The sequence below is a fragment of the Metabacillus kandeliae genome, from assembly GCF_021166585.1.
Lineage (GTDB): Bacteria > Bacillota > Bacilli > Bacillales > Bacillaceae > Metabacillus_B > Metabacillus_B kandeliae.
The window spans coordinates 17,626-34,116 of record NZ_JAJOZE010000015.1 but is presented as its reverse complement, the minus strand read 5'-3'; the positions used below and the strand labels follow the sequence as shown (position 1 = coordinate 34,116).

Genomic DNA, 16,491 nt, shown 5'->3' with positions numbered 1-16,491 from the left:
TGATTTATTTTGCGATTGCTGATATAGCAGCCTGTTAAGGAATCATATCGCCAGGCGATACGGTGTTATTTGCGAAATAAGGAGAGAAAGCCGCCCCACTTTTCTTTCGGCTTTGAAACTTCAACTTCGATACGAGTGTTCAGGGAACGCCATTCCCTCTGCTGTTCTTCCCTCATCATTTGTATTTCCCGCCGCAGCTGCTCGCTCTTCTCTTTTTCATCCTGCAGGAGCTGTTCATATTGGGCGGTCTGCATTTCCATTAATTTTTCTATCTTTGAGTTGGTTCTTTGAGCTGAGTTTCCGATGCTTGAGCTAATCACATGGTGATCCTGCTGAAGCTGAGAAACCTTTGTTTTCATTGATGCCATATCGCTTGTCAGCTGTACATTCATCTCTCTCGTTGCTGCAAGTTCCTTAACAAGAACCATCAAGATCTCTTTTATTTGGCTGGGATCACTCGGCAGATCCTGATATGTATCGCTAACCGCTATCTCTTTTTTATCAGAGCCTTCCAATCTTTCCGCCTGCTGCACCACTAAAGTTTTCGCTGTATCGTCCAGCGGCTTTTCTGTATCGCGGAGTGCTTTAAGAGCCTCGAGATCAGACTGGACAAAAATTCGCCTGTCGCCATCCTTTAAAAATTCGTATCCATTACGCTCAAGGATTTGGCCATACTTTCTGACAGTAGGAGTCGCAATACCTACTGTTTCTGCTGCTTCCTTGGAAGAGTAAGCCCGTTCATTCGGCTGTATATCACGTCGCATATCGCCCCTCCTTATCTATATCAAAAAACTATTATTCTTCTTAAAAAACTTCCTATATAGACTAGTGTAGCCTATCTCAGAGCTATTAGGAAGCCCGAACACCATACCTTTCTCCTATTTTTTCATCTCTAATAAACGATACGATATAGTTGCTATTTTTCTAAGGACATTAGAAAAGCCGCCGTAAAAACGGCGGCTTTCTCTCAATCAATCGGCAGAGGAGCATGAGGCGATACAAGCTCCTGCTCTCTTAATTCCATCCAAAATGCATCCGGAATTTCTTTCTTTGCAGCTAGTATATTTTCTTTAGCGTGAGCAGGTTTTGTAGAGCCCGGAATGACGGCTGCTACTGCAGGATGTGACATGGAAAATTGGATAGCAGCACCCTGCATGCTCACTCCATGCTTTTCAGCGATATGTTTTAAACGGTCTCTTTTGGCAGTAATTTCATCTGGAACTTCTCCATAATTGTAATTGTTCCCGCCAACGGCTGCTCCTGAGCTGAACGGGGCACCGGCAACAATTTGGACATTTCTCTCCAGTGCTCTTGGCATTAGCTTCAGCAAGGCACGATCATGGTTCAAAATCGTATACTGAGTAGCCAGCAAACAAAGATCAGGGGTTGTCTCTTCAAGCTCAATCGCAAGCTCGATCGGTTCAGTGCTGTTAACTCCCAATCCCCATGATTTGATGACTCCTTCTTCCCGAAGACGGGTCAGTGCCCGAAAGGCTCCTGTTCTCGCAATGGCAAACTGTGACACCCATTCATCGCCATGAAAATCGGGCGATACATCATGTACGGATACAAAATCCAGACGATCTGTTTTCAGACGCTTTAAGCTTTGCTCGATGGATCGCATTGTCGCCTCTTCACTGTAATCATTGGTTAATTTATTTTTTCGTCCATATTCAAACATACCTTCTTTTTCTTCTGTTTTATCTTCAACAACCCTGCCCACTTTTGTGCTTAAGAAAAAATCATCGCGATTGTATTTGGATAAAGCCTCACCAAGCCGCAGCTCTGCTAAACCGGCTCCGTAAAAAGGAGCTGTGTCGAAATACCGGATGCCCTGCTCCCAGGCAGTGTGAATCGTTTCCATTGCTTCCCCTTCCGGAACCTCTCTGAACATATTGCCGAGAGGTGCTGTACCAAAACCCAGTTTATCTTTTATCTGGACCATATCTGCTGCCTCCAATTTCATCATCACTTATGATCTCTACATGTTTTCAATTCCTTATCCAGCTTCACACTAAACACATTTTGGCATTTTCATATCCTCAAATAAGATCCTCATGAAGATTAACCGGGGAGAAAGATACCTGCAGTGCACAAAAAAAGGCTTCTCAATCGTGTCTAAACGATCGAAAAGCCCCTTCCAAACTGTCAGGAAATTTTTTCATTATCTGCTTTAAATTCCTTCTCCCAGTATGTCGCATTTTTTATTCCCAATGCTTTTGGATCAAATACCGGGTCTAGTCCCTGCTTTTTCTGCTTTTCATAATCCCTCAAGGCGACCAGTGCCGGCTTAGCGAGAATTAAAATGGCGATAACGTTCAGCCAGACCATTATTCCAAGCCCGGCATCCCCAAGGGCCCATGCCACTTCGGCAGTCTTAACTGAACCATAGAATGTGGCAGCCATAAGAACAATTTTCAGTACCAAAGTTGTCCATTTCGTATTTTTGCGGAATAAATATGTGATGTTCGTTTCAGCAATATAGTAGTAAGCCATGATGGTTGTGAAAGCGAAGAAGAACAGTGCAATTGCGACAAATCCTGCTCCAAATCCAGGAATTACTTTATCAATGGCTGCCTGGGTAAAGCCCGGGCCCGCTTGAATGCCTTTCAGGTTGTTCACAATGAAAGATCCATCTTTAGCCTGTGTGTTATACATACCTGTGAACAGCATCATAAACGCAGTAGCCGAGCAGACGAAGAGCGTATCAATATATACAGAAAAAGCCTGTACCAGACCTTGTTTTGCGGGATGCGAGACTTCAGCCGCTGCAGCGGGATGAGGTCCAGTCCCCTGCCCTGCCTCATTTGAGTAGATCCCTCTTTTTACTCCCCAGGAAACAGCCATACCAACCAGCCCGCCAAAGGCTGAATCAGCGCCAAAAGCACTCCTGAAAATTAACCCGATCACATTCGGCAATTCTGTTATGTTCATAAAAATGATAACGAGAGATAAGATAATGTAGCCTAAAGCCATAAATGGAACAATCAGCTGAGCAGTCTTGGCAATCCTTTTTGTTCCTCCAAAAATAATAAGGCCTAATAGAATGACTACTACCGCACCGGTAATAGCGGGATTAATTCCAAACGCATTTTTCATTCCAAGTGCAATGGAGTTTGCCTGCACGCCAGGCATCAGCACAGCCATGGCGATAAGCGCCGCAAAAGCAAAAAGGACAGCAAACCATTTCCAGCCTATGCCTTTTTCAATATAAAAAGCCGGTCCTCCTCGATATTGCCCATTATGCTTTTCTTTGTAAATTTGGGCGAGTGTTGACTCAACGAAGGCACTTGAAGCCCCGATGAAAGCGATGACCCACATCCAACAAACGGCGCCGGGTCCGCCAAAAGCTATTGCTGTCGCAACACCTGCAATATTACCCGTTCCGACACGCCCCGAAAGTGCTATAGCTAGTGCCTGAAAAGAAGAGACACCAGCCTCAGAGCTTTTCCCCTGAAACATCAGTAAAACCATATCTTTAATATGCCGTACCTGCAAAAACCGAGTTAAAATAGAAAATAAAAGTCCTACTCCTAGTAATATGTAAATAACTGGGGTGCTCCATAAGATACCGTCGAGTTTTGCCACAAAATCCGCCAAGCTACCACCTCTTTTTCTGAAAATTTACTCTTTTATTATAAATTAGACGGAATATTTACACAATACGACTGTCACAAATTCTAACAAATAGGTGATAGTGTTCATGTCATTTGCCGCAATAAAAGGCTGTTCCCTTTAGGAAACAGCCTTTCCCGCATTTAAACTCCTGTAAAGACCGTGTCGTTCACCCAGCCGCTTTGTCCGTTAGGGAACTTGATCATTCTCCATGTGCCAAAGCCATCTTTTTGGAACGGGTCGAAATAAGTATCGTGGATTGTAACAATGGTGCCCTTCTTCAATTTAGCGGTCACTTTGTAATTTTCACCGGCGCCTCTTCGAACTTCAGCATTAAGCACCTGAACTTCTCTCATTTTGCCATATAGCCCCTGATACTTGTAAGTATCTATGTATCTGCGGTCTACCCAGCCCTCATGCTGCCTGCTTTTCACCTGGTATTTAATTTTATAGCGCACTTGGGGATTGTCCGGATTTGAAATGGCATCTGTGAAGACTCCGGCAATGGAAACTGGATACTTATACGTTAAAACATCGCCAGAGGCGTTCTTAAGCTGGCTGTCAGAAAAGACAGGGGTAGATTTGGCAGCAGTGACTGTAGAAACACTCAGTCTTTCTTCAGGTGAGGTTAAGATGGTCAGGTCCTCCAGATTAACCCATCCATCAAAAAGGACCGGCTCCCAAATTTCACTTAAAAGAGCCCAGTTGTTGGCTTTTACCCAGCGTTCTCCTTTGCTGTTAATAATGGAGGCGTATACATCTGCTCCCTTGCTTTTCTGCACTGTATCAGTTTGAGTATAGCTGTCTTCGGCGCCCCTTCTTACTGCTGCATCTTTCACGGCAGAAAGGTGAAGACCTTCAGCTCCATATGGGCGAAGCTGATCTTCCTGAATCCAGCCTGTATCATCATTAGAACGGACACGAAGCCATTCTTCCCCTTGATTATTCCTGATGCTTCCGAGAACGAGCACTTCATCGTTAAACTTAAACTTGTGGGTTACTCTGTAATCTGCCGTGGCCCCTCTGTGAAGCAAAACTTCTTTTTCATTCATTCGTCCAAAAAGTGTTTCATTCGCACTTGCTGCTTGGGCATCTGCTGCTGCAGAAACCGATCCGATGGCTGAAAAAAGGAGAACCGCAGACAATAGTTTTTTCAATTGATTACATCCCTTCAAATTGTGTTTTGTAACACTAACGCAACAATTGTAGCATGTAAAAAGATCCAAAAATGGGAGTTTTATATAATTGAGGCTTATTAACTAGGAAGCATGGGGACGGTTCTGCTGCTTCCGAAGCAAGAGAACCGTCCCCATGCTTCCCATAACAAAAAGAGAAGGCTTCCTTTTGTCGGAAGCCGTCTCTAAAAGTTCAGCTAAATATAGATTCTATTTTGGATTTGATTCCACCACATCCCCGTTCTGATACACATCATAGAATCCTACCGTACCGCTGCCCCCATGATCTATAAAATCCTGGCTTTGTGCTTTCAAGTTATAATAAACATTTCCCTTTGAATCCAGATGAATGACTCCATCGCTGCTAAAAACCAGATCCTCATTATTTAATGCTTTTTCTGCATAAGAAATGGCCTTTTTTACCGGAAATAATACTTTTTGGTGTTCATGGAATAGAGATGTCCATGTCTCTACTCCAACAATTCCGTCTACAGCCAGCCTATGGTTTGCCTGAAACTGGCGTACTTGTTTATCTGTTTGCGGCCCGAAAAGTCCATCCACTAAAGTTTTAAAGCCAGCCTGGCTTAACGTGGTTTGGACAAATCTAACCTCTAGGCTGGCGCTGCCTTTATGCAAAGTCTGCTGATGTTCAGGTGCTACGTCCAAAATAGGTGTAAGATCTGCAGGGAGTTCTTCCGCTTGAACATTTCTAACATCTGATGCGGCACTTGCCTGATATGAAATGGGGGCTGATAATACCATCGCTAAAGGGATCGCTGTTAGCCATTTCTTTTTCATCCTTATTCCTCCTAATTAGCTTGATGTTATTCGATACCCTCTCTTGTCGAAAAGTACCGTTTTTTGGCAGTTTTTTATAAAAAAGCATTGCTCATTTTCTGTAACGAGTTCTGTTTTCGAGTACAAAAACTTAATTCGCACACAAATCAGCAGTCCAATTCACCTGAATTGGACTGCTGATTTGTGTTTATAATTCAAGGTTTTATATTCCTTTAAAGGTGCTTAAGCACCCGAATTCACACTCATTTTAGCAAGGTGACAGAAGTTATTGTCATAGTGCTAATTCGTATGCTAATTGCTTTAAAAATTAGTGTGTTAAAAATGGTAAACAGATTTTTGGATATTAATGTAAAATTAAAGAAGAGCTTACTCAACAAAAGAAACAGGATAGTTTAAGTGAATAGATTCACAATCTTTGGTTTTATTCAAGGTTCCGTTCAAAAAATGCATCCATAACTATCAGATTGAGTATTTCTTACTAGAATCATTGGACGACTTAATGCAGATGTTACCGAAGATTGAACAAAGAATTTGCCTTTTGCGGGTCATTCATCAGTGCAATTTTGTTTTCCAGCATCCTGTTCAAAGTTTCTAGAATCTGCTCAAATTCGTCCCTTTTACGTTTGATCCCTTCGATCTTTTGTGTCAGAAGTTCAACTACTCTGAGAATAGTCAGAGCATTTGTATCATCTTCATGGAGGATTTCTTTCAGTTCGGCTAGCGAAAATCCCACACTTTGCAACTTCTTTATAAAAAGCAGGTATTCGACAGCCTGATCTGAATAATCACGATAGTTATTTTGCAGTCGCTGGACAAAGTGCCCATCCAATAAGCCCTCCTTCTCATAAAAGCGGATTGTAGGGGCTGTTAGGCCTGTTCTTTCTGCTAACTGATGAATTTTCATAATAATTCTCCTTAACATGGCTTGACTTTAAAGTATACTTTATAGTTTATGATCACTCTGTAGAAACATCAAATTAATGTAGCGGATTACGCGAGATAAGGAGAGTTGAACATGAAAAGTGCAGTGTTGAAAATGTTTGGTGAGTCATTGCAAATCGAAAACTTGCCAGATCCTGTTCTAGGTTCAGGAGAAGTTATTGTTGATGTTATGGCAGCACCGATCTTGTCTTATATGAAAGAAGTAATAAGCGGGGAACGTCAATATTTGTTCGACTTGCCTCAGGTTCCTGGTGCAGGGGCTGTTGGTCGTGTTCGAGCCGTTGGCCCCGACTCAACGCGGCTCTCTGTTGGAGATTGGGTTTTATGTGACCCGACTGTTCGATCACGCGATGGAGCCTTGATTCCTGATATCACTCTTCAAGGATTGAGTGCTCGCGGAGAAGGTGGGTTGAAACTCCAAAAGCATTTTCGCCATGGATCGTTTGCTGAACAGATGAGGATTCCGACAGAGAACGCTATCCCTCTTGGCTCAGTAAATGAGGCTGATGTAGCTAGATGGTGCGCGGTAAGTATATTACTCGTACCATATGGCGGCCTACTTGCAGCCAACCTACAACCGGGGGAAACGGTCTTAGTCAGCGGTGCGACCGGGAATTTTGGTAGTGCGTGTGTAGCGCTTGCGCTGGCTATGGGCGCAGGATGTGTCGTTGCACCAGGTCGAAACGAATTGGCGCTCGAAGATTTATCCCGCCGCTTCGGTCCACGTGTACGAACAGTACGACTTTCAGGTAGAGAGGATAAGGATTGTACGAACATGCAAAAGGCTGGATCGGGTTCGATTGACTGTGTTTTAGACATCCTTCCCCCGTCAGCAAGTACGAAACCAGTGCGGGCTGCTGTTATGTCCGTTCGTCCCTATGGCAGGGTTGTCTTGATGGGGGGCGTTGGAATGTTGGGTGGACCTGATTTAGAAATACCCTATCCCTGGATTATGAGAAATTGCATTACAATCCGTGGTCAATGGATGTATCCCATGGAGGCACCCAGTAAATTGATATCGCTTGTCCGTGCTGGACTCCTATCACTTAATCAGTTTGAAGTATCGACATTTTCGTTAGACCAGGCAAATGAAGCGGTTGAACACGCGGCTGCAAATGCAGGTCCTTTTAGAATGACCGTGATCCAGCCTTAATCTACTACTGTCGCGGTGAAATAACTCACTTGGAGGCAGTCGTAAAACATAAGGTGGTTGATAAAATAGGGTAGGTCTCTCGAATAATGTGAGAAACCTAATGTTTTTGTGGAAATTTAGTCCAAAATTTTCTTGGACAAACTGGGGCTAATCTTCAGCAAAATGCTACTTTAAAATAGGCTCGGAGCTTAATTGCTCCGAGCTTTTTTGTGTGCTATTTTACTACTAAAGTGTCGGCTAATTCAAACGCGAATTACCGGGCAAAGAGCTCTGTTAATTCAAATTTTGTACCTCAAAACCGAACCCCTTACATTTTCTGAGCAATGCTTTGTTTTTACGTTTCTATTTTGTATTTTCACTAAAAGTAACTGTATTCTTTAGTTTATTGCCGTCTTCCATCGAATTTTTACTGGCCATCTTTTTCACAAATTCCTTAACCGTTTTGAAATTGAAGCCGGACTCCCAGTATTCAGCTATTTCAGGAGTCACCTTGATCAGAACTACCTCCTGCTCTTCAGCGGAAGTGTTCAAAACTTTTTCAACAACAAAATTCATGTATTCCTTCTTCTTCTCTTCATCCTGGACACATTCAGCCGTACCGCTGATGGAAACGTAGGAATCGCCCGCATAGGCCAGGTTAACGGCAGGGTTATTTTGAATATCTCTGTATTTTTCCGTATCTTTCTTCGTGATGAACCAAATCTCTTCTTGTTCCATTCTGACTTCCTGCGTTTGCATTGGACGTGACATCAGCCTGCCCTCAGGGGAAATGGTTGTCAGCATCGCTACCTTCTCATCTTTGATCAATTCTTTAATTTTTTTAAGAGTTTTTTGATTTTCTGCAGTTTCATTAGACATTGTGGTTTCCTCCTTCTTATTCTCATCAGCTGGCACACCCGCATTTACTTTTTTCTTTCCCTGATGGAGGATTTATTACACTTTTAGCGGTTTTCACAAGGAGGGGAAAAGTACTCATACGCCGTGCCAGTCCATATTCCCTTCACATAATTATAGTAGGTAACATCTAAGAATGGAGGTGCAAGTGATCAACATTCTCTTTCTGGAAAGTCACCCGATGTGGATTTATGGACTGCCAAATGGATTCAAAGATGCTGGTCATACAGCCATCATTTCAGGACCTGTCAGTGTTGAAAATATTTCGCCGATGATAGAAGAGACGAAGCCTGATCTTATTGTCTCAATGGGCTGGACAGAGGAGCACTGGGAGGCGAAGCAGGTATGGATTCAGAGTGCTGTAAATAAGGCTATGATCCCGCTTGTGTATTGGGCAACGGAGGATCCTCTTCATACTGAAAATTTCACACTGCCGCTAATCAGCAGAATGAAGCCTGATTTTGTTTTTACTGTTACGCCTTCTTTAATCAGCATGTATGAGCAACAGGGCATAAAAGCCGCACACTTAGACTTTGGCTATCATGACAGTGTCCATCACCAGATACCGCCTCTATCAAACTATCGCAGTGACATTGCAGTCGTAGCTAATGCCTATCCAAAATTCATCAAAAATCATCCTGATGGGTTCCGATCTTCTTCTTTACAAACGCTGATTAAGCCTTTATTACAAAAAGGGATCCGTGTCGATTTTTGGGGGAAAGACTGGAAGCAAATGGGTCAATATCTGGGGAAGGAAATTCCTGATGATTGGATTCATGGATATTTGGATTACCGGGATGCGTACAAAGTCTATAGTTCAGCTAAAATTGTGATCGGTTTACAAAACTGCGAAGATCAGCTAACACAGCGCACTTATGAAACTCTTGGTTCAGGAGGGTTTCTGCTGACCAATGATACACCTGCTGTACGGGAAAAATTTATACCTGATCAGGACTTGATTGTTTCAGCCTCTCCATTGGAAACTGTACAAAAGGTTGAATACTATTTAATGAACTCAATAGAAAGGGAAATGATTAGAGAAAGAGGGCAAAACTCCGTCACAATAAATTCCTACCAGCAGCGAGCGGAGGAAATGCTTCGGCAATTATCAAACCGGGGCATTTTGAAGGAAACACCCCTATCTCCGGAAGGCGGGAGATGGATCGACTATGAAACCTTTAAAATCCATCATGTGATGCCTGGTGAAAGCTTACTGGGAATTTCAAGCAAGTATAACGTTCCCTTGCAGCATCTAAAGAAATTAAACAGTTTATCTTCAAATATGATTTATGCCGGCCAGATTATTAAAATTAACGAGAAAAAACCAGCTATTATTCCCCGTGCACTGAATTCCTGGCTGAGGATTGCGAATGGATTTTTCTAGAAAAGCCTTGGAAGCAGGGGGACGGTTCTTCTGCTTCCAAAGCACGAGAACCCCCTATGCTTCCCAGACATAAATTATTTCCGCAGTATCTTCTCCATTGCTTTTCCTCTTGCTAACTCATCAACCAGCTTATCCAAATAGCGAATTTCCTTCATAATTGATTCTTCCATGTCTTCCACTCGCACACCGCAGATCACACCTTTGATGAAGGTTCGTGAAGAATTCAGCTGGGGGGCTTCGGTAAAAAATGTCTCAAAGTCTGTCCTTTTTTCCAATACCGCTTCTACTTCTTCCTGGGTATACCCTGTTAGCCAGCATATGATTTCATCGACTTCTGATTTCGTACGCCCCTTTTTTTCCGCTTTCTTAATATAGTGAGGGTATACACTTGCGAAACTTGTTGTATAGATTCTATGTTTTTCCATCATTCATTCTCCTTTGATCATTCAATAGATTACTATCATTTTACCCTGATTTTTCGATGATAACGAATTCTCCAGCAAGACTTCGGCTTCGATGAGTTAGTTTTATGAAGAAGGGGTATGAAGCATGGGGACGGTTCTTCTGCTTCGGAAGCATGAGAACCGTCCCTATGCTTCATGCTAGGAGGCTTACGATGAAATTCACAGGAGCTGGTTTAGTCATCCTGGCTGCTATATGCTGGGGCATTAGCGGAGGAATTGCAGATGTCTTGATGAATAAAGGCTGGGACCCTATTGTGATCTCTTTTTACAGGGGAGCCGTTGGGTTACTTTGCTTTTTCATATGGATGATCTTTCGGTTCAAACAAAATGGGGGAACCTCTGCCCGCTTATACATATGGTCGGTGTTAGCCGGGATCGGTGTAGCTGGGAATTTTGCTTTTTATTTTCTCAGTATCCAGGCTTCAAGCGTTGCTGTCGCTGCTACTTTAATGTACACAGCACCCGTATTCGTTCTGTTCATCTCCTTTTTGCTGCGGATTGAACGTTCGACTTGGTTTAAATGGGGATGTATTGCCGGAGTGCTTATAGGGATCATCTTGCTTACAGGGGCCTATAATCCCGCATCAATTTCAGTTAGTTTTCTTGGAGCAGCAACAGGGCTTGCTGCGGGGCTTTCCTACGCTATGTTTATATTTGGCTTTAAAAATGCCTCTTCAATCGGCAAGCCCCAGACAACGTTAACCATTGCGTTTTTCTCTCTCTGTCTCATCCTTTTTCTATTTATGGACAAAAAAGAAGCAGCAGCCCTGATAACATCAAATGATATCGGGTGGCTGCTGCTATTAGGGCTCGTGGGAGCGGGCGTTTCCTTTACCCTGTACATAATCGGCATCCGATTGACTGCCGCGTCAACAGCTTCGATAATTGCAATGGTCGAACCTGTTACAGCCTCTTTATTTGGTGTCCTGCTACTCGGAGATCAGCTGGCGGCTATTCAGATTGCCGGAATGACGGTTATGCTGGTTACGATCACTGTACTTAGTGTGAAGCAATCGGAATGAGGAAGCATGTGGACGGTTCTGCTGTTTTGGAAGCACGAGAACCGTCCCTGCGCTTTTCCTGCGCTTTTCTAAGCTCTACTGCTTAATCGTGTTAAGGTTTCTTTAAATCCTTTTTTGAAAGAGGTTTTTGGAATGGGACCGATTCGTTTTTCATATTTTTCGCCGTTCAAAATAAACCCACCTTTAGTAAGGTACATAATTTCAACAATTTCTCGCATAAATACATCGAACAAGCCAATAAAGCGAATTACACTTTTAGTCAATGGAAATATTGGCTTTCGGCTTCCTGTTACTTGACGAGCTATCTTGATAATTTCTTCCCCCGAAATCAATCCTGCACCCGGTATATTCCAGTTCTCGCCATAAGAATCGTCTTTCTCAGCTATGTTTACAATCATTTTAGCGGCATCTGGCAAATAAACGTATTCCCGAGGTGTTCTCAAATTGCCAATAAAAAAAGAAGTTTTATTGGCTGCTATTCCTTCTAAAGTAGTCTGCAGATAAGAATTTTGTGATGTAGGACCATAATAATCCGGTAACCGGACGATTAACGCTTTAGCTCTTTTCCATTTAGAACTGAATATCAATTGCTCGAATTCCACTCTGATTTTTCCTTTTTTTGTATGAGGCTGCTTTGGATGATTTTCGTCTCCTTTCGCAACCTGATATCCATATACATAAATTCCATCTACTATAACAATCTTCTTCCCCAGGGTTTCTGCCGCTCTCATCACACTTTCCCCAAGTAATAGAAGCTTATCCTTCATCTCTTGATACTTTACATTTGCGCATTGAAAAATAAGGTCTGCCTCTTTTGCTGCTTCCACAATCGTTTGCTCATCAAAAATGTCCCCCAGTTTGTATGTTAATCTTGAATTATATTCATTTTCCACCATCAGTGCCTCCAATTTACTTTGAGAACGGCCGAAAGCAATAACTTCTATTCCTCTGTTTAATAATTCCGAAACAATAACCTGTCCAGTTCCACCAGTTGCTCCTAATACGATAGCTGTATCCATTTATTACACCTCTTTTTATTAGTGATTGGTCAATAACAAATCTTCGTAAAAAAATATCAATTGTTAATTTAATCTTTCATTATAAATAAAACTGCCGCAACTACTCATCTACCCTCTTAACATAATTGGTCATTTAATTTACCTAGCCAGCTAATGATACAAACAACAAAATAATCTAATTAAAAAACAATAATCCATTAATGCTTAATCTTAAATGTCACCTCCTTTATTTGTTATTGATTAATCACTAATTATTATCTTAAAAATAAATAACCTTTCGATTATTTACTTTTTCTTGCCATCTATCAGCTCAGGAATATCTAAAAAGTAAGCTATGTTACATAACATTCCTCTCGCTAGGAATGTAGTAACTTCATTTTCTGCGTCCTTTATCCCTGCTGCTTTGAACCGATCTGTGATGTAGCTTTGGATACTCGTCAATCCTTTTTGCGCTGCATTTCGTACAGTATTTTCTGTTACGGAAATTCCTATCACCTGCAATGCAATTTCATTAGGATAAGTTTCAGAAAGCTCTTCATATGCTGCAATCATCTCTGCAACGAGGTTTTCAGGACGAGCATCCACAATTTTAAACGTTTGAAGAATCCTTTCAAATGCTCGCTCTAAAGCCGCAATAAACAAAGTTTCCTTTGTTTTAAAAAATCGAAAGACATAAGGTTGCGATATGCCTGCTCTTTCTGCAATGTGTGCAGTAGTTGTATTATAATAGCCCCTTTTTGCAAACACTTCTATTCCAGCTTCAAGAATTTCCTCTTTACGATTTTCTTTATTAGACCTAACGATGCCGAACACCTACTCAAAGTTATTTATTGATCAATTACATTTTAACTAAATGAAAATATATAATCAAGCGGGGAAGAAACAAAAGGTCCGCTATTTACGAAGCATGGGGACGGTTCTTCTGCTTCAAGGAAGCACGAGAACCGTCCCTGTGCTTCCAAAAAAGAAGCAGCAGCCATGATGATATCATCATGGCTGCTGCTATTAAAGAAAGCATGAGAATTATTCTTACGCTTCGAGGAAGCACGAGAACCGTCCCTGCGCTTCATTACATTAAGTGGATTAGGTGGAACCCAATCCCAACCACGAACAACCCAAGAATCATAACAATTGGAGAAACTTTCTTCCTGAGCAGCCACATGCAGAGGAGTGTGATAGCCAAGCCGGCTAAACCGGGAATTAAGCTATCCAAATTGTCTTGCAAAGTTGTTACTTTAGTAGGGTCTAATGCAAGTCCAGCCTTTTGCTGTTCAAGTGCAGCTTTAATCCCTTCTGGTCCGGCAGGCAGCTTATCCCAATCAATAAAAGCACCATCGCTAAGTTTAACGGAAGAGACAACCGGTGTGAAGGTTACAGATACCCAGCGGTTAACTAATGCACCAAGGATGAACATGCCCAGTATTGACGCACCTTTGGTAATATCCCGAAGCAAGCCGCCAGACATGTCCTGAGAAATCTTAGAACCCGTTTTGTAGCCAAATTCCTGTGTAAACCATGTGAATCCCATTCGAACCAGATTCCATAAAACGAAGAAAAGTATCGGCCCAAGGATGTTGCCGGTCATCGCAAGAGAAGCCCCTAACGCTCCAAGGATTGGTCTGACTGTGAACCAGAAAGTTGGATCCCCGATACCTGCCAAAGGCCCCATCATACCGACTTTAACCCCTTGAATGGCTGTATCATCAACCGGCGCACCATTTGCCCGTTCTTCCTCAAGAGCTAAAGTAACACCAATAACAGGTGAAGCGACATATGGGTGAGTATTAAAAAACTCTAAGTGCCGTTTAAGTGCAGCGGAACGATCTTCTTTTGTTTTATATAATCTTTTGATCGCAGGAATCATTGAAAAAGCCCAGCCGCCGTTTTGCATCCGCTCATAGTTCCAGGAGCCTTGAATGAAAGTTGAACGCCACCAAGTAGAAATGCGATCTCTTTTTGTTAATTTCATTACCTGTGCCATCTATTGTCCTCCTCCTTCTTAGTAAGAATCGATTATATCCCCTATCGGATCACCGGTATTTCCGTTTCCGCCGTTGCCTGAACCGCCGTTTTTGGAAAGCGATAAATAGATTAGGGCAATAGCCACACCGATCACACCAAGACCGATAAGCGTGATCTGCGAGATCGTCGCTAATACAAAACCAATGGCAAAGAATGGCCATACTTCTTTTGTAGCCATCATGTTAATAACCATTGCATAACCAACGGCTACAACCATTCCCCCGCCGATTGCCAATCCCTCTGTCAGCCAGTCAGGCATAGAAGTTAGCAAGTCCCTAACAGGACCAGCACCAACAGCCAGAATTAATCCAGCCGGAATCGCAATGCGCAGCCCTTGAAGGCAAATAGCAACAATATGCCAGAATTCCACTTTGCGGATATTTCCTTCTCTAGCTGCAGCATCCATTAAATGAACCAATCCCGTTGCAATTGTACGGACGATAATGGTCAATAATAACCCTGCAACGGCAAGCGGAATAGCAATCGCAATGGCCGAGCCTACACCTGCTTGACCTTGTCCGCTTAAAACTAAAATAATGGCTGAAGCAACTGATGCCAGCGCAGCATCCGGTGCTACGGCAGCGCCTATATTCGCCCAGCCCAAAGCGATCAGCTGAAGGGTACCGCCCAAGATAAGAGAGGGTACTAAGTCTCCAGTAACAAGGCCGATTAACGTGCAGGCAACCAGCGGCTGGTGGAATTGGAATTCATCCAAAATGCCTTCCACACCAGCAATAAATGCTATGACCAAGACTAAAATTATTTGAATAATATTCAAATCCATGATGATGTTCCTCCTTTTTCCCTTTATAGGTTTATTTCCGTTTGTTTAACTCCGCTTGAGCATTCTTGATAATGGAGTCCATGTTGCCTTTTGAATCGTTCGGAACTTTCCGTACATCAAATGTCAAACCAGCTTCTTTCAGCTTGGCAAAAGCATCAATGTCATCCTGATTGAAAGCCAGCACCTTATTCGGCTGAACTTTACCAGGTGAGTGCGCCATGGAACCAACGTTGATTGTATCCAATGGAACGCCGCCTTCAACTGCTCTAAGCACATCCTGCGGGTTTTCAAAAAGAAGCAGTGCGCGCTCGCCGCCAAAATGCTGATCATCTTTTGCAAGTTCAATCATTTTACCGATAGGAACAACGTGCGCCCTTACACCTGAAGGAGCAGCCTGCTGGATCAGCCCTTTACGAAGTTCATCCTTCGCTACTGCATCAGATACAACGATAATCCGTGTAGGCTGTGTCGATTTTGTCCAGGCAGTTGCTACTTGTCCATGAAGCAAACGAGAGTCGATCCGCGCTAACACGTACTGGAATTTACCTGGAGAAAATGAAGCGGATGATTGAGAAGCAGCTGGAGCAGAATCTGCTGGTTCTAAATCTACAGGGCTTACTTTAACCCCTTCTTTTGCCGTGCCTATAATATGGGCAGCAATTTCATGCGCTGTGTTCATTGAAAAGCGGGATGCAAAGGCTTCAATTAGCATTGGCAAATTCAAACCGGCAACGATTGCCCAGCTGCCTTTATGTTCTTCAACCAAGCTGTTTGCTTGGTTAAATGGCGTCCCGCCCCAAAGATCGACTAAGAATAATACTTCGTCCTGGTTTTCGAAAGAGCCGATTGCTTCTTTCATTTTTGCCTTTACATCATCAGGTCCTTCACTCGGCATCAATGTAACAGCGTTTACATTTTCTTGTTCTCCAAAGATCATCGTTCCAGATTGCAAGATACCGCTCGCAAATTCACCATGACTAGCAATGATAATCCCAACCATTTTTTACCTCCTATTCTAAATGTTATAGCTTAATAAATGTGGTAACTGGTAAACTCATAAAGTATTTTTAAACTCATCGAAAACGGTTACAAATTCAACAAAAATAAAAAGGCATGAATAAAAGTCTGATTAATGGAAGATGAGGGCATAGTACACCCCTTGCTCTTCGTTTTAACCAATACTTTTCACTCATGCCTGATCGAATCAGTAACACGTAAA

General features: G+C 42.6%; 16 protein-coding genes. 3 read left to right on the top strand and 13 right to left on the bottom strand.

Annotation, left to right across the window (positions count from 1 at the left end):
- Positions 1-65 precede the first annotated feature (65 nt).
- The 6 genes from LRR81_RS19550 to LRR81_RS19525 form a co-directional block, all read right to left on the bottom strand.
- Complete coding sequence (locus LRR81_RS19550) at positions 66-764, bottom strand: hypothetical protein (RefSeq protein ID WP_231791095.1); 699 nt, start codon at positions 762-764, stop codon at positions 66-68.
- 203 nt (positions 765-967) lie between these two features.
- A complete protein-coding gene (locus tag LRR81_RS19545) occupies positions 968-1,945 on the bottom strand; it encodes an aldo/keto reductase (protein ID WP_231791094.1) in 978 nt (325 codons plus the stop codon).
- Positions 1,946-2,148: 203 nt separating this feature from the next.
- Positions 2,149-3,600 carry an alanine/glycine:cation symporter family protein gene (locus LRR81_RS19540; RefSeq protein WP_231791093.1) on the bottom strand — a complete coding sequence of 484 codons (1,452 nt, stop codon included), beginning with the start codon at positions 3,598-3,600 and terminating at the stop codon, positions 2,149-2,151.
- 158 nt (positions 3,601-3,758) lie between these two features.
- On the bottom strand, positions 3,759-4,772 hold the full coding sequence (locus LRR81_RS19535; protein WP_231791092.1) for an SH3 domain-containing protein: 1,014 nt from the start codon (positions 4,770-4,772) through the stop codon (positions 3,759-3,761).
- A gap of 228 nt (positions 4,773-5,000) precedes the next feature.
- Positions 5,001-5,588: a peptidoglycan-binding domain-containing protein gene (locus LRR81_RS19530; RefSeq protein WP_231791091.1), complete on the bottom strand. Its 588-nt coding sequence runs from the start codon at positions 5,586-5,588 to the stop codon at positions 5,001-5,003.
- Positions 5,589-6,096: 508 nt separating this feature from the next.
- Positions 6,097-6,492, bottom strand: a complete 396-nt coding sequence (locus LRR81_RS19525; RefSeq protein WP_231791090.1) for a MerR family transcriptional regulator — start codon at positions 6,490-6,492, stop codon at positions 6,097-6,099.
- A gap of 111 nt (positions 6,493-6,603) precedes the next feature.
- Here LRR81_RS19525 and LRR81_RS19520 point away from each other — a divergent pair, with 111 nt between their 5' ends.
- Complete coding sequence (locus tag LRR81_RS19520) at positions 6,604-7,683, top strand: alcohol dehydrogenase catalytic domain-containing protein (RefSeq protein WP_231791089.1); 1,080 nt, start codon at positions 6,604-6,606, stop codon at positions 7,681-7,683.
- Between the two features lie 342 nt (positions 7,684-8,025).
- Here the strand turns inward: LRR81_RS19520 and LRR81_RS19515 are convergent, their stop codons facing one another.
- The gene (locus tag LRR81_RS19515; RefSeq protein ID WP_231791088.1) at positions 8,026-8,541 is read right to left on the bottom strand and encodes a pyridoxamine 5'-phosphate oxidase family protein; all 516 of its coding nucleotides are present in this window, start codon (positions 8,539-8,541) and stop codon (positions 8,026-8,028) included.
- 187 nt (positions 8,542-8,728) lie between these two features.
- Between LRR81_RS19515 and LRR81_RS19510 the strand changes: the two genes are divergently transcribed.
- Positions 8,729-9,961 carry a glycosyltransferase family protein gene (locus LRR81_RS19510; protein ID WP_231791134.1) on the top strand — a complete coding sequence of 411 codons (1,233 nt, stop codon included), beginning with the start codon at positions 8,729-8,731 and terminating at the stop codon, positions 9,959-9,961.
- 74 nt (positions 9,962-10,035) lie between these two features.
- On the opposite strand, the gene LRR81_RS19505 is transcribed toward LRR81_RS19510, so the two are convergent.
- The gene (locus LRR81_RS19505; protein WP_231791087.1) at positions 10,036-10,386 is read right to left on the bottom strand and encodes a DUF2200 domain-containing protein; all 351 of its coding nucleotides are present in this window, start codon (positions 10,384-10,386) and stop codon (positions 10,036-10,038) included.
- A gap of 191 nt (positions 10,387-10,577) precedes the next feature.
- Between LRR81_RS19505 and LRR81_RS19500 the strand changes: the two genes are divergently transcribed.
- Positions 10,578-11,447: a DMT family transporter gene (locus LRR81_RS19500; RefSeq protein ID WP_231791086.1), complete on the top strand. Its 870-nt coding sequence runs from the start codon at positions 10,578-10,580 to the stop codon at positions 11,445-11,447.
- A gap of 68 nt (positions 11,448-11,515) precedes the next feature.
- Here LRR81_RS19500 and LRR81_RS19495 read toward each other — a convergent pair whose 3' ends face one another.
- The 5 genes from LRR81_RS19495 to LRR81_RS19475 form a co-directional block, all read right to left on the bottom strand.
- Positions 11,516-12,466, bottom strand: a complete 951-nt coding sequence (locus tag LRR81_RS19495) for an SDR family oxidoreductase (protein WP_231791085.1) — start codon at positions 12,464-12,466, stop codon at positions 11,516-11,518.
- A 285-nt stretch (positions 12,467-12,751) separates the two neighbouring features.
- Complete coding sequence (locus LRR81_RS19490; RefSeq protein WP_231791133.1) at positions 12,752-13,270, bottom strand: TetR/AcrR family transcriptional regulator; 519 nt, start codon at positions 13,268-13,270, stop codon at positions 12,752-12,754.
- A gap of 265 nt (positions 13,271-13,535) precedes the next feature.
- Complete coding sequence (locus tag LRR81_RS19485; protein WP_231791084.1) at positions 13,536-14,447, bottom strand: PTS system mannose/fructose/sorbose family transporter subunit IID; 912 nt, start codon at positions 14,445-14,447, stop codon at positions 13,536-13,538.
- A gap of 18 nt (positions 14,448-14,465) precedes the next feature.
- On the bottom strand, positions 14,466-15,272 hold the full coding sequence (locus LRR81_RS19480; protein WP_231791083.1) for a PTS mannose/fructose/sorbose transporter subunit IIC: 807 nt from the start codon (positions 15,270-15,272) through the stop codon (positions 14,466-14,468).
- A 31-nt stretch (positions 15,273-15,303) separates the two neighbouring features.
- On the bottom strand, positions 15,304-16,272 hold the full coding sequence (locus LRR81_RS19475) for a mannose/fructose/sorbose PTS transporter subunit IIA (RefSeq protein ID WP_231791082.1): 969 nt from the start codon (positions 16,270-16,272) through the stop codon (positions 15,304-15,306).
- Between the last annotated feature and the right edge of the window lie 219 nt (positions 16,273-16,491).

Coding starts and splice junctions, on each gene's coding strand:
- LRR81_RS19485 (WP_231791084.1), bottom strand. CDS start 14,447: ATGGCACAGGTAATGAAATTAACAAAAAGAGATCGCATTTCTACTTGG.
- LRR81_RS19525 (WP_231791090.1), bottom strand. CDS start 6,492: ATGAAAATTCATCAGTTAGCAGAAAGAACAGGCCTAACAGCCCCTACA.
- LRR81_RS19475 (WP_231791082.1), bottom strand. CDS start 16,272: ATGGTTGGGATTATCATTGCTAGTCATGGTGAATTTGCGAGCGGTATC.
- LRR81_RS19500 (WP_231791086.1), top strand. CDS start 10,578: ATGAAATTCACAGGAGCTGGTTTAGTCATCCTGGCTGCTATATGCTGG.
- LRR81_RS19550 (WP_231791095.1), bottom strand. CDS start 764: ATGCGACGTGATATACAGCCGAATGAACGGGCTTACTCTTCCAAGGAA.
- LRR81_RS19505 (WP_231791087.1), bottom strand. CDS start 10,386: ATGGAAAAACATAGAATCTATACAACAAGTTTCGCAAGTGTATACCCT.
- LRR81_RS19545 (WP_231791094.1), bottom strand. CDS start 1,945: ATGGTCCAGATAAAAGATAAACTGGGTTTTGGTACAGCACCTCTCGGC.
- LRR81_RS19480 (WP_231791083.1), bottom strand. CDS start 15,272: ATGGATTTGAATATTATTCAAATAATTTTAGTCTTGGTCATAGCATTT.
- LRR81_RS19515 (WP_231791088.1), bottom strand. CDS start 8,541: ATGTCTAATGAAACTGCAGAAAATCAAAAAACTCTTAAAAAAATTAAA.
- LRR81_RS19530 (WP_231791091.1), bottom strand. CDS start 5,588: ATGAAAAAGAAATGGCTAACAGCGATCCCTTTAGCGATGGTATTATCA.
- LRR81_RS19495 (WP_231791085.1), bottom strand. CDS start 12,466: ATGGATACAGCTATCGTATTAGGAGCAACTGGTGGAACTGGACAGGTT.
- LRR81_RS19520 (WP_231791089.1), top strand. CDS start 6,604: ATGAAAAGTGCAGTGTTGAAAATGTTTGGTGAGTCATTGCAAATCGAA.